We start from the raw sequence: 11,873 nt of genomic DNA on the forward strand, positions 1-11,873 counted from the left end.
TGATCCGCGATCCGAAGATCCTGCTGATGGACGAGCCGTTCGGCCCGCTCGACGCCCAGACGCGGCAGATCATGGGCAATCTTCTGCTGGAATTGTGGACCGCCGACCGCAAGGCGGTGCTCTTCGTCACCCACGATCTCGAGGAGGCGATCGCGCTCGCCGACCGGGTCGTGATCATGTCGGCAGGTCCTTCCGCGCGCATCATCGGCGACTGGCGCATCACGCTGCCGCGGCCGCGCGATATCGCCGAAGTCAGGATGGAGAAGGATTTCCATGCCCTGCACCGCGAGATCTGGGGCGTGCTGAAGGACGAGGTGATGAAGGGCTACGTGCAGTCGACGCAGGCGGGAGCCGCCTGATGTCGCGCGTCACGTTGCTGTCCCTGCAGGTTCTGGTCGCGGTCGTCACGCTGGCTCTGTGGCAGTTCTTCTCCACTGTACCGGTGTTCGGCAAGGTGGTGCTGCCGCCGTTCTTCTTCTCCAATCCGGTCGACGTCTTCAGCCAAATTGTAAAATGGTTCTCGACCGGGGTGATCTGGAAGCATCTGGCGATCACGCTGTGGGAATCGATCCTCGCGTTCGTGATCGGCTCGGCCGGCGGCATCCTGGTCGGCTTCTGGTTCGCGCGGCAGCCGCGCGTCGCCGCCGTGTTCGATCCCTATGTGAAGATGGTCAACGCACTGCCGCGCGTGGTGCTGGCGCCGATCTTCGCGCTGTGGTTCGGGCTCGGCGTCTGGTCCAAGGTCGCGCTCGGCGTGACGCTGGTGTTCTTCATCGTGTTCTTCAACGTCTATCAGGGCGTCAAGGAAGTGCCGACCACGGTGCTCGACAATGGCCGCATGCTCGGCATGAACGAGCGGCAGCTGATGCGCCACGTCTACTGGCCCTCGGCGCTGTCGTGGATGTTCTCCTCGCTGCACACCTCGGTCGGCTTTGCGGTGGTCGGCGCGGTGGTCGGCGAATATCTCGGCTCCGCCGCCGGCCTCGGCTACCTGATCCAGCAGGCCGAGGGCGTGTTCGACGTCGCCGGCGTGTTCGCCGGCATGTTCGTGCTGTCGGCCTTCGTCATCCTGATCGACATGGCGGTGACTGTCGTGGAGAAGCGGCTGCTGGTCTGGCGGCCGACGGCGGTGGCGCGGGATTAAGCAGTCTCACACGCGCCTGCGGGTCGGCTTCGCTTCCATGAGCACGCGAATTTTGTCCCGGACCTCCGGGTCGATCGGATTGTAGATCACAAGGCCGAGGTCGGGTCGGCCGTCGACCGCGAAGATCGAATATTCGAACGAGATCGGTCCGAGGACCGGATGGCGAATATGCTTGATCGCCTCGCCGTGGGCGCGGACGTCGTTATCGCGCCACATCGCCGCGAATTCAGGGCTCTGCCGGCAGAGCTCGTCGACGAACGGCTGCACCACCGTCGCGGCGCCGGCGCGTGCCGCATCGACGCGGAAGGCGCCGACCACGAAGCGCGCGACGCTCTCCCAATCGTATTGCGCGGCGCGAGCGTTCGGATCGAGAAAGAAATAGTGCAGCACGTTGCGCCGGCTCGGCGGCTCCGATGCATAGTCCGTCAGCATGATGGTCGCGGCTCTGTTCCAGGCGACGACGTCCCAGGTCGCGGTCCGCATGACGGCGGGGATCGGCTCCAGCGCGTCGAGCACCCGTTGCAGCCGTGGGGTGACGCCTTCATTTTTCTGGTAGCGCACCTCAGGCGTGCGGCCGAGGCCGAGCAGGAACAGGTGCTCGCGCTCGACATCGGTCAGCATCAGCGCCCGCGCGATGCGGTCCAGCACGTCGGCGGACGGCGCGCCGCCGCGGCCCTGCTCGAGCCAGGTGTACCAGGTCGGGCTGATATTGGCGCGCTGAGCCACTTCCTCGCGGCGCAGGCCCGCTGTCCGGCGCCGCTCCGTCGGGAAGCCGAACGCGGCCGGATCGAGCTTGCTGCGGCGGTCCTTCAGATAAGCGCCGAGCAGGTTCTCTTGTTCGAGTGAAGCGCTCATGCTGTTAGCATTTATACCATGATAAGATCACTACTTTAACAGGATATCGCACAGGGCCAGATTTGTCTCCAGTGAAACTTGGAGACTTTGCTGATGCGTGTGTTTGTCACTGGTGCCACCGGATTTATCGGCACTCCCGTCGTCAAGGACCTGATCGCCGCCGGACATCAGGTTCTTGGCATGGCCCGTTCGGACGAAGGCGCGAGCGCGATCTCTGCCCTTGGTGCGGATGTTCTTCGCGGCTCGCTCGAGGACCTTGATAGCTTGCGCAAGGGGGCAACCGCTTCGGATGCTGTCATTCACCTGGGCTTCGTTCATGACTGGTCCAGTTTCGCGAAGAGCTGCGAGATCGATCGCCGCGCGATCGAAGCCCTGGGTTCTGTTCTGGCTGGATCGGACAGGCCGCTGATCGTCACCGGGGGCTTGGCGGGATTGGCCGCGCCCGGCCAGATCGCGACTGAGGACCAAACGATATCGCCGGATTTCCCATTCCCTCGTGTGTCGGAACAGACAGCCTTGTCGCTGAAGGATGTCCGCGCATCGGCCATGCGCCTTCCCCAGGTCCACGATCCTGTCAGGCAGGGTCTCATCACCCCCTTGATCGCGGTGTACCGCGAAAAGGGCGCGTGCGCCTATCTCGGCGACGGGCAAAATCGCTGGCCGGCGGCGCATGTTCTCGACGTGGCGCGTCTCTATCGGCTGGCCATCGAAAAGGCTGAGCCGAACGCAAGGTATCACGCTGTAGCGGAAGAGGGGGTCTCGATGCGCGATATTGCCGAAACGATCGGACGGCGCCTGAAGCTGCCGGTCAAGTCCATCGCCCCGCAAGAGGCGCAGGCCTTCTTTGGCTGGCTCGGCACGTTCGCGGGATACGACATGGCGGCCTCCAGCGAGCAGACGCGCAGGAAGCTTGGATGGCAACCGACCGGGCCGAGGTTGATTACCGATCTCGAACAGCTGGTCTACTCCGCGCAGTAGGACGCAGCGCAGCTGGATGCGCAGGGTGGGTTAGCCGGAGGCGTAACCCACCCTATCGCGGAGAAAGAGGGTTACGGCTTCGCCTAACCCGCCCTACGCATTCCGGCTCAGAGCGGGAAGCACCGCATGTAGGCCGCGAACAGCGTCGCATCGCTGTAGCTCACCAGCTCTAAAGCAATCGCATCCGCCAGTTCGAGGTCGCGGTTCTGGATGCGCAGCCATGACTGGGTATCGGCGGTGATGCTCAAAGCTGCCTCTCCGACATGACGTCCCGGCATCACCTGCAAGTCCTTGCCCTTGATCACGACCGTCATATCCAGCGCGTTCGTGCCGGTGAAGCGCAGATGCGTCGCGAAATCCAGACCGCGCGCCCGGCCGCGCTGAAATCCGAGCGAGAGCGAAAAGATGTAAGACTGGATGCTGCCGGTATGGCGGCCGGACGTGACATGCTGGACTTTCTTGTGCGGAAAGCGCCGCGTCACCGTGTCCTCTGCGTCGGTATCCGGGATCACATAGACGAACTCGTCCTTGTCGATCAGCGGCTGCACCACCTCGGTGAAATGCGCGTCGCGATCGTGCAGGAACGGGCCGATCACGTCTTCGCCGGCCGGACAGGCCGAGATGCAATAGGCCGCCTTGTAGCCCGGCTTGAACGACAGCGATTGCCAGATGTTCAGCGTCTCGGTGCGGGGGACGCGGGCGCGATAATCCCTGGCGTCCTTGGAATCCGCGACCTTCTCGACCCACTGCGTGAAGTTGCCGAGGAAGTCATGATAATTGTGGGTGTGGCAGGACAGGAAATCGAAGCCGCCGTCCGGCTTGATGGCGCCGACCGGGCAGGCTGCCACGCACAGCTTGCACTCCAGGCAGGGATTGTAGTCGATCGGCTGGTCATAGGCGTCCACCTCGGATCCGAGCAGGACGGTGCCGAGCAGGACGAAGCTGCCGAACTTCGGGTGGATGATGCTGCGATGAATTCCCATGCGCCCGAGGCCGGCTTCGACCGCGATCGGCTTGTGCTGGACCATCATGATCCGGGGCAGGTCCATCTCCATCGGGAAGGCGGCGACTGAATTGCAGGCCGGGATGCCGTGCTCGTCGAGCGCCCGAACGATGGCGCGCGCGGTTTCGTTGACGTGATCGTACGTGCCGTGGAATTCCTCGTTGGCGACGGAGCGCGAAGGCGAGCGCACCGGCTCGCGGTTCATATGGCACACAATCGCAAGCAGGGAACGCGTCCGGCCATAGACCTTGCGGATGAAGTCGCGCTGCGGCGCGATGGCGGCACGTTCGAATTCGATGATGCCGACATCATCGGCCCCGCACTCCCGCGCGATCTCCTTGATGAGCTCGGATGACACCGGGACATCGTGGACCGATTGGTTGCCGCCGCGCGCCCGCACAGCCCTGACCGTGGGGTGATCGTCCAGGCTCATGGTTCGCTCTCTTTAAAATGACGATCATCATCTTATGGAGCAGCCGGATGTGTGGCAAGTGAATTATCTGTCAATCGTCATGCAATGGAACCACTCTCGGCGTGCGCGACCCTACACCTTTGTCTCACGCGGGGGCAGAAGGTAAGTATCCCCGTCATTGCGAGCGAAGCGAAGCAATCCATCCCTCAGCGCATGCGGGCCGATGGATTGCTTCGTCGCTGTCGCTCCTTGCAATGACGGTCGAGGCACCAATTAATCCAGCAGCTTGGTGTCATCCGGCGCCTGAGGCGGCGTCTTGATCGCGATTGCCTTGATGGCGCGGCCGTTCGGCTTGGTGCCGCCATGCGGCGTGCCCTTCGGGATCACGATCAAATCGCCCGGCTTGACCGTCACTTCCTTGTCGCCGAGCCAGACCGTGCCGGTGCCTTCGAGCACGAATTGCATCTCGTTGGTGTTGGGGTGCATGTGCTTCGGCACATTGCCGTCCTGGATCGAGACGGTGGCGCCGTCGGCCGAGACGAACGTCTTGGAGCGGAAGCCGACCTTGTTGGCATCGCCGAGCTTGTCGCCCTCCATCTCGCCGGTGTGGATGACCTGCGCGGTGATGCTCTCGGCCGCTAGCGCCGGCCGCAGCACATGGGTGACGCCGCAGCCGGCCGCAAAGGCAGTGGCAATCGACAGCGCGGTTGCAATACGATTCATGACGACCTCCCTTGATGTTTCCCTTGAAATATTCTTGGTGCTTGTTCGGCGTTTTCCTGTATCCGCGATGCTATGCCGTGGCTGCAGGCTTGACCAGTTACCGGAAAGTCGCCTTCTCAAGGCAGGCGCACTCCTCTATCTTGCCGGCCAGTCGAACGGAGGACGTCATGAACAATCTGCTGGGCAAGCTTGCCGGAACGCTGCTGGCGCTGACCCTGTCCACGGGCCTTGCCGCGGCGCAAAGCAAGATCACCATCGCGGTCGGGGGCGGCGCCTGCCTGTGCTATCTGCCCACCGTGCTGGCCAAGCAGCTTGGCGAATACGACAAGGCCGGGCTCGCGGTCGAGCTGGTCGATCTCAAGGGCGGCTCGGATGCGCTGAAGGCCGTGCTCGGCGGCAGCGCCGACGTCGTCTCCGGCTATTTCGATCACTGCGTCAACCTCGCGGCCAAGAAGCAGGAGCTGCAGGCCTTCGTGGTCTATGACCGCTATCCCGGCCTGGTGCTGGTGGTGTCGCCCAAGCACACCGGCGAGATCAATTCGGTCAAGGATCTCGCCGGCAAGAAGGTCGGCGTCAGTGCGCCGGGCTCCTCGACCGACTTCTTCCTGAAATATATGTTGAAGAAGAACGGACTCGATCCCCAAGGCACCGCCGTGATCGGCGTCGGCCTCGGCGCGACGGCGGTCGCGGCGATGGAGCAGGGCCAGATCGACGCTGCCGTGATGCTCGATCCCGCCGTCACTGTTCTGCAGGGCAGCCATTCCGATCTCAAGATCCTGAGCGACACCCGCACCCAGCACGACACGCTTGCGGTGTTTGGCGGCGAATATCCCGGTGGCGCGCTCTATTCGACCGCTGCCTGGGTCAACGGCCACGAGAAGGAAGTGCAGGCGCTGACCAATGCCATCATGGCGACGCTGGCCTGGATCCATTCGCACACCGCCGAAGACATCATGGCCAAGATGCCGGACGAGATCGTCGGCAAGGACAGGGCGCAGTATCTCGCGGCGCTGAAGAACACGATCCCGATGTATTCGGAGACCGGCAAGATGGATCCCAAGGGCGCCGAAGCGGTGCTCGCCGTGTTCAGCGAAGGCTCGCCGGAGGTCGCGAAGGCCGGCATCGACGTCACCAAGACCTACACCAACAAGTTCGTCGATCAGGTCAAGGAGACGACCGGAAGCGCGAAGTAGGCGCGCTGTGCCCGGCATGCAGGCTCCGCTCATCTGTCGCGTCACCGCGCTCGACCTCGCCCTGCAGCGGCGTCCCTGGGCATTCGCGGATGAGCGGCGCGCCGAGATCGACGCGCATTTCGCCGAGCAGCAGCGGCTCAACCCGAACCTGTGGAACGGCCGTGTCCTGCTTGGGTGCGATCCGGTGTTTGCCGGCGAGCGGCTCAGCGCCAGCTACTTCGAGACCGATTTCGCAAGCTTCCTCGCCTGGCGCGACTGGGGCTTTCCCGACAAGGAGGTCTTCAACGGCTTCGGGATGGGCGCGCTGCTCTCAAGCGACGGCGCCTTCGTGTGTGGCGTGATGGGTGAGCGGACCGCGAATGCGGGACGGATCTATTTTCCCTCCGGCACGCCTGATCTCGACGACATCAGCGGCGAGACGGTCGATATCGCCGGCAGCGTGATGCGCGAACTCGAGGAGGAGACGGGACTGTTGCCGGCGGATTGCCGCGCGGACGCCGACTGGCACTGCATCTACACCGGCGTTGCGCTCGCAATGATGCAGATCCTGCGCGTCGACATGCCCGCCGACGCGCTGCGCGCGCGGATCGAGTCCAATCTCGCGCGCCAGAAAAATCCCGAACTCGCCGGCATCCATCTGGTGCGCAGCCGCGCCGATCTCACCGCCGCCATGCCGCGCTTCGTCACCGCGTTCATCGAAACGCAGCTGCCGGCATAGCCCCAGACACGAAGCAATCACCGATCATTCGGCCACTTCGACGATCATCTCGACTTCCACAGCGTTGTTGAACGGAAGGCCCGCCATTCCGACAGCAGATCGCGCGTGTTTGCCGGCCGCTTCGCCGAAGACCTGCACCATCAAATCGGAGAAGCCGTTCACGACTTTCGGCTGATCGCCAAAGCCTTCGGCAGAATTGACCATCCCGAACACCTTGACCACGCGCTTCACGCGATCGAGGCTCCCAAGTGCGACGCGCACCTTCGCCAACATGATCAGTCCAACCTGGCGGGCCGTGTCATAGCCTTCCTGCACGGTGAGGTCCTTCCCCACCTTGCCCTTGTACTTCCAGTCAGCAGCCGGCGTGTTTCCCGCGAGGAAGAGCAGATTGCCGACCCGAACCGCATCGACATAGTTGGCAACCGGGGTCGGCACGGGCGGCAGTGTAATGTTCAACTCCTTCAGCCTGGCCTCGGCAGAAGGTGAATTCTGCGCCACGGCCCCCGACGGAGCGGCAATCCACGCTCCCAATCCAAGCACGCATGCGCCGAACCATGCGATGAGTCTCGTTCTGCAAAGCACATGAGTCATGTGTCGCCTCCAATGACAGCTACTTCGCAGCTCCCAAGGATAAGGCAGAAATGGCGAAGGTTCCTTCCGTAGTTCTCCGGTCTGAAGGAAATTCCGAAGGTAACAATACCGAATGTCATCTGTTGCCCATGGCCGACGTTCTGTCCGACCGGCTTCTATGTCGCCTTTTGGGGCCAAAAGCACATGCGGGTTTTATGAGTGCGCGCCAAGCTACCGCGCGCCGGCACCGTTCCGCCGAACCTTGCGCGCCTTGTTTCCTTTCAGAGCGCCGGGCGCAAGCCGCGTACCGGGCTCGCGCCTTCGAGCAGCGATGCGAGATGCAGGATGGTCGACTCGGCGAGCCAGCTTCCGACGAGCTGCACGTTGATCGGCAGCCCTTCCTTACTGGTGCCGAATCGCATCGAGAGGCCGGGCAGGCCGGTAACGTTGAGTGGCACCGTCGCGCCCTGCAGATAGGTGGCGTCGACCTTCTTGCCGTCGATGACGAACTCCCCGACGCCGTGCTCGTGTGCCGGGATAGGCAGCACCTGCGTGAGCAGTGCGTCGTAGGTCCTGAAGTACTCGGCATAGCCGTCGCGCATCCGTTCGGCTGCCTGCTCCGCCTCGACGTAGTCCTTCATGGAGGTGTCGGGTAGCGTCAGCATGGTTTTGGCCATCTTGTAAAGCTCTTCCGGCCGGCGGCCGGCGGTCGCTTCCTCGAACGCAGGCTTCATCTCCATGACGTGCAGGCGGTTGAACACGTCCAGCGCGAAGTCCCGCTCGAGCGCAGGGATACTCACCGGCTCGACGAAGACCCCGGTTCTTGCGAGCGCGTCTGCGGCGGCGTTCACGGTTGCGGTGACCTCCCGGTCGACCGGGCCGAAGCCGGGTCCCACCATCCAGCCCACCCGAAGCTGTCGATCGGGTGCACGCCCGATGCCGGCGTCGAATGAAGACGTGCTCGTCGCAAAGGCGTCATGGCCGTCAGGACCGGCAAGCTGCGAGAGGGCGAGCGCGAGATCGCGGACGCTGCGGGCCATCGGGCCCACATGCCAGAAGCGACGCGGTGCGCGGGGCCAGATGCCAGTCATCGGGACGCGTCCGTGCGTTGCCTTGAGCGAGACGATGCCGGTTTGCGCTGCTGGTCCGCGGATCGAGATTGCGAGATCGGTGCCAAGACCGAGGGGCGACATGCCAGCAGCAATCGCGGCGGATTCGCCGCCGCTCGAGCCGCCCGGCGTGCGGGTCAGATCCCACGGATTGTTCGACCGTCCCGAGAGCAGATTGTCGCTTTCGATCCAGTAGGAAAATTCGGGAAGGTTCGTTTTCGCGAGCAGGATTCCACCCGCCTTCTTCATGCGCGCGACACTGGTCGCGTCGGCCTTGGGCGTGCGTCCTTTGAAGATCGGCGAGCCGCGCTGTGTGGCGACGCCGGCTGTGTCGATCGAGTCCTTCGCCGTGAAGGGAACCCCGTGCAGGGGGCCGAGCTCGTCACCGGCGAGGACCGCCTGCTCCGCTGCCTTGGCGGCCTCGAGGGCACCGTTGGCCACCGTGACGATTGCGTTGACCTTCGGGTCGACCGCTTCGATGCGATTGAGGTACGCCTGAACGACCTCGACCGGCGAGACCTCCTTCGTCCGGATCAGTTCGGCCAGCCTCGTCGCGTCGGAGTAAACAATTTCAGTGCTCATTGCTTCTGCCTAACTAACGTTTGGTAGGGTATTTTTAGTGCTTCCAAAATTTCCCGTCAAGCCCTATCTAACGTTTGTTAGGTTGAGGCTTCGGGGTGTTCCTTTGAGCGAAAAATCACGGGAAGCGATTTTGACGGCAGCAACGCGGATTGCGCAGGCTCACGGCTACGGCGGCTTGAACTTCCGCGATCTTGCGGCAGACGTGGGTATCAAGGCTCCGAGTATCTATCATCACTTCGCGAGTAAGGCTGATCTCGGTGCGGCGGTCGCCAAGCGCTACTGGGAAGATACTGCAGCGGATCTGGAGAGAATCTCGAAGGATGCAGGCGACCCGCGGCGAGCGCTCAACGAATATCCCAATATCTTCCGGAGATCGCTCGAGAACGGTAACCGCTTGTGCCTCTGCAGCTTCATGTCGGCCGAACATGACGACCTTCCGACGGAGGTGCAAAAGGAGGTTCAGGCCTTCGCGGATGTCAATGTCGCATGGCTGAGTAGGGCACTGAGGGCGTCGGGCCTGGCGGTAGGTAAGGAGAGCGAAATCCGCGCCCGCTCCATCTTCGCCGCCGTTGCCGGTGCGCAGCTCATGGCTCGGAGCCGCGTCGACATCGAACTCTTTGATCGGCTAATTGACGGCTATCGCGCGGCGGGTCTGCTTCCGGATGCAAAAGTAAAATCGCGCCGGACCTAGCGTGGGAATGGCTATCCTGTCATGGGCAACCGATAGAATCTTTGAGCGATCCAGGCTGTCTTCGATGCGTCAACCCAAGCGCTAGGCGCAGACGCGCTCTGCGGCGATCGCCGACGCAGGTCATCTCGCTCGGAGCGAGCCACGCCATTGCAGGCGTTTATCCATGGCGCGAGTACACGCCTTAGCGCCGCGCGTTCGCATCCATCTGCTGAAGCTTTGATCAGGCCTGCGCCGTGGCGACGCAGCCATCGCGCTTGACATCATCGGCCGCTCCCCCTGTGATAGGGCGGCACGAAAACAAAAAATGCAGTGCACAATCTCTGGGGAGGGATTCATGCCGGTCAGGAAGGCCGCCCGCTGGCTTGCGGGTCTGTCTGTCGCGCTTGCGGCGCTGGGCGGGGTTGATGCCGCGCATGCGCAGGACAAGAAGATCAAGATCGGCGTCATCTTCGATTTGACCGGCCCGCTGGCCGGCGGCGGCTCCGAGCTGCAATATACCGGCGTCAAGATCATGCTCGACCATTACGCCAGGACCGGCGTCGAGGGGTACAAGGTCGAGGCGGTCTATGCCGACGCGCAGAGCAAGCCCGACATCGCCATCAACGAGGCCGTCCGCCTGCTCGAGCAGGAAAAGGTCGACATGGTGATGGGCTTCTTCTCCTCGGCACAATGCGTGCCGGTGGCGGCCCGGGTCGACCAGATGAAGAAATTCATGTGGATCACGACCTGCATCTCCTCGGGCGTGTTCGACGGCAAGAACTACAAATACGTGTTCCGCCCGCAGGCCGCCGGCAACCAATACGGCATGATGACGACCGACTTCATCGCGCAATACTCCATGTCCAAGTTCGGCAAGGAGCCGAAGGACCTCCGCGTTGCCATCATCCATGAGGACGGCGCCTATGGCGTCGACGTCGCCAAGGGCAACGAGGCCGGCGCGAAGAAAGCCGGCTTCAACATCGTGCTCAAGGAGGGCTATTCGGCGACCGCGCCCGACCTGTCGGCGCTGGTCACCAAGCTCAAGCGCGCCAAGCCCGACGTGATCTTCCACACCGGCTACAATCCCGACATTACCCTGTTGTTTCGTCAGGCGCGCGAGCAGGGGCTGAAGTTCGGCGCCATCGTCGGCCACGGCGCGGGCTATGGCGTTTATGAGAAGCTGAAGGAAGGGCTCGGCGCCGACGCCAATTATCTCTTCAACACCGACCCGATCTCGATCTGGCTCGCCAACCAGAACGGCATGGATGCCAAGCTGCCGCCAGTGATCAAGATGGTCGGCGAGGAGTTCGACCGGCTGAAGCCCGGCGTGCCGATCCGCTCCGCCCATGTTGGCATCGGCGCGGCCAACGCCTATGTGTTCCTCGACGACGTGCTGCCGCGCGCGATCAAGAAGTATGGCGGCGTCGATCCGGATGCGCTGCGCAAGGCCGCGCTCGACACCGACATTCCCGAGGGCGGCACCATGCTCGGTTACGGCGTGAAGTTCTACGGCGAGGGCGAGCAGTACGCCGGGCAGAACGCGCGCTCGTTCCCGGTGGTGCTGCAATATATTGACGACAAATCCTATGTGGTGTGGCCGAAGAGCCAGATGCAGCGCGAGACCGTGCTGCCGCTGCCGGCCGGCACCACCTACAGCTACAAATAGCTCGCACAAGATGACATTAGATCGAACAGCTGCCGCGAAGAAACTGCGCTCCCTCTCCCGCTTGCGGGGGAGGGCTGGGGTGGGGGCTCTCTCCGCGAGTCTGATTGTGGAGAGAGCCCCCACCCGGACCGCATCTTCGATGCGTTCCGACCTCCCCCGCAAGCGGGAGAGGTGCAGCGAGTCTGCGGCCAAGCTGTCTCCACCTGACTTCTTTCTGTTCTAACGCTCGCGAAGGGGACGCCGTGCTCGC

At 63.1% G+C, this 11,873-nt stretch carries 11 protein-coding genes and 1 pseudogene; 7 read left to right on the forward strand and 5 right to left on the reverse strand.

The features are described from left to right. Both Q0030_RS40260 and Q0030_RS40265 read left to right on the forward strand, forming a co-directional pair. Positions 1-359, forward strand: a pseudogene (locus tag Q0030_RS40260) (ABC transporter ATP-binding protein); the annotation flags it as partial. Continuing rightward, complete coding sequence (locus tag Q0030_RS40265) at positions 359-1,144, forward strand: ABC transporter permease (protein WP_298380597.1); 786 nt, start codon at positions 359-361, stop codon at positions 1,142-1,144. The pseudogene Q0030_RS40260 and the gene Q0030_RS40265, both read left to right, overlap by 1 nt. Positions 1,145-1,150: 6 nt before the next feature. Here Q0030_RS40265 and Q0030_RS40270 read toward each other — a convergent pair whose 3' ends face one another. Continuing rightward, on the reverse strand, positions 1,151-1,999 hold the full coding sequence (locus Q0030_RS40270; RefSeq protein ID WP_298380599.1) for a helix-turn-helix transcriptional regulator: 849 nt from the start codon (positions 1,997-1,999) through the stop codon (positions 1,151-1,153). A gap of 93 nt (positions 2,000-2,092) precedes the next feature. Here Q0030_RS40270 and Q0030_RS40275 point away from each other — a divergent pair, with 93 nt between their 5' ends. Then, positions 2,093-2,977, forward strand: a complete 885-nt coding sequence (locus tag Q0030_RS40275; protein WP_298380603.1) for an SDR family oxidoreductase — start codon at positions 2,093-2,095, stop codon at positions 2,975-2,977. 107 nt (positions 2,978-3,084) lie between these two features. Here the strand turns inward: Q0030_RS40275 and Q0030_RS40280 are convergent, their stop codons facing one another. Further along, entirely contained in the window at positions 3,085-4,413 is a 1,329-nt protein-coding gene (locus Q0030_RS40280; protein WP_298380605.1) for a 4Fe-4S binding protein, read from the reverse strand. A gap of 252 nt (positions 4,414-4,665) precedes the next feature. After that, the gene (locus tag Q0030_RS40285; protein ID WP_298380607.1) at positions 4,666-5,115 is read right to left on the reverse strand and encodes a cupin domain-containing protein; all 450 of its coding nucleotides are present in this window, start codon (positions 5,113-5,115) and stop codon (positions 4,666-4,668) included. 167 nt (positions 5,116-5,282) lie between these two features. Between Q0030_RS40285 and Q0030_RS40290 the strand changes: the two genes are divergently transcribed. Both Q0030_RS40290 and Q0030_RS40295 read left to right on the forward strand, forming a co-directional pair. Then, positions 5,283-6,308: an ABC transporter substrate-binding protein gene (locus tag Q0030_RS40290; RefSeq protein ID WP_298380609.1), complete on the forward strand. Its 1,026-nt coding sequence runs from the start codon at positions 5,283-5,285 to the stop codon at positions 6,306-6,308. Between the two features lie 16 nt (positions 6,309-6,324). Next, on the forward strand, positions 6,325-7,026 hold the full coding sequence (locus Q0030_RS40295; RefSeq protein ID WP_298380611.1) for an NUDIX hydrolase: 702 nt from the start codon (positions 6,325-6,327) through the stop codon (positions 7,024-7,026). Between the two features lie 24 nt (positions 7,027-7,050). Here the strand turns inward: Q0030_RS40295 and Q0030_RS40300 are convergent, their stop codons facing one another. Continuing rightward, positions 7,051-7,617 carry a RidA family protein gene (locus Q0030_RS40300; protein ID WP_298380614.1) on the reverse strand — a complete coding sequence of 189 codons (567 nt, stop codon included), beginning with the start codon at positions 7,615-7,617 and terminating at the stop codon, positions 7,051-7,053. 260 nt (positions 7,618-7,877) lie between these two features. After that, the gene (locus tag Q0030_RS40305; protein WP_298380615.1) at positions 7,878-9,287 is read right to left on the reverse strand and encodes an amidase; all 1,410 of its coding nucleotides are present in this window, start codon (positions 9,285-9,287) and stop codon (positions 7,878-7,880) included. 103 nt (positions 9,288-9,390) lie between these two features. Here Q0030_RS40305 and Q0030_RS40310 point away from each other — a divergent pair, with 103 nt between their 5' ends. Continuing rightward, positions 9,391-9,978, forward strand: coding sequence for a TetR/AcrR family transcriptional regulator (locus tag Q0030_RS40310; RefSeq protein WP_298380616.1), 588 nt, complete (start codon positions 9,391-9,393; stop codon positions 9,976-9,978). 334 nt (positions 9,979-10,312) lie between these two features. Continuing rightward, complete coding sequence (locus tag Q0030_RS40315; protein ID WP_298380618.1) at positions 10,313-11,623, forward strand: ABC transporter substrate-binding protein; 1,311 nt, start codon at positions 10,313-10,315, stop codon at positions 11,621-11,623. Positions 11,624-11,873 lie beyond the last annotated feature (250 nt).

The sequence above is a fragment of the uncultured Bradyrhizobium sp. genome, assembly GCF_947648125.1.
Taxonomy (GTDB): domain Bacteria; phylum Pseudomonadota; class Alphaproteobacteria; order Rhizobiales; family Xanthobacteraceae; genus Bradyrhizobium.

Coding starts and splice junctions, on each gene's coding strand:
- Q0030_RS40265 (WP_298380597.1), top strand. CDS start 359: ATGTCGCGCGTCACGTTGCTGTCCCTGCAGGTTCTGGTCGCGGTCGTC.
- Q0030_RS40270 (WP_298380599.1), bottom strand. CDS start 1,999: ATGAGCGCTTCACTCGAACAAGAGAACCTGCTCGGCGCTTATCTGAAG.
- Q0030_RS40275 (WP_298380603.1), top strand. CDS start 2,093: ATGCGTGTGTTTGTCACTGGTGCCACCGGATTTATCGGCACTCCCGTC.
- Q0030_RS40280 (WP_298380605.1), bottom strand. CDS start 4,413: ATGAGCCTGGACGATCACCCCACGGTCAGGGCTGTGCGGGCGCGCGGC.
- Q0030_RS40285 (WP_298380607.1), bottom strand. CDS start 5,115: ATGAATCGTATTGCAACCGCGCTGTCGATTGCCACTGCCTTTGCGGCC.
- Q0030_RS40290 (WP_298380609.1), top strand. CDS start 5,283: ATGAACAATCTGCTGGGCAAGCTTGCCGGAACGCTGCTGGCGCTGACC.
- Q0030_RS40295 (WP_298380611.1), top strand. CDS start 6,325: ATGCAGGCTCCGCTCATCTGTCGCGTCACCGCGCTCGACCTCGCCCTG.
- Q0030_RS40300 (WP_298380614.1), bottom strand. CDS start 7,617: ATGACTCATGTGCTTTGCAGAACGAGACTCATCGCATGGTTCGGCGCA.
- Q0030_RS40305 (WP_298380615.1), bottom strand. CDS start 9,287: ATGAGCACTGAAATTGTTTACTCCGACGCGACGAGGCTGGCCGAACTG.
- Q0030_RS40315 (WP_298380618.1), top strand. CDS start 10,313: ATGCCGGTCAGGAAGGCCGCCCGCTGGCTTGCGGGTCTGTCTGTCGCG.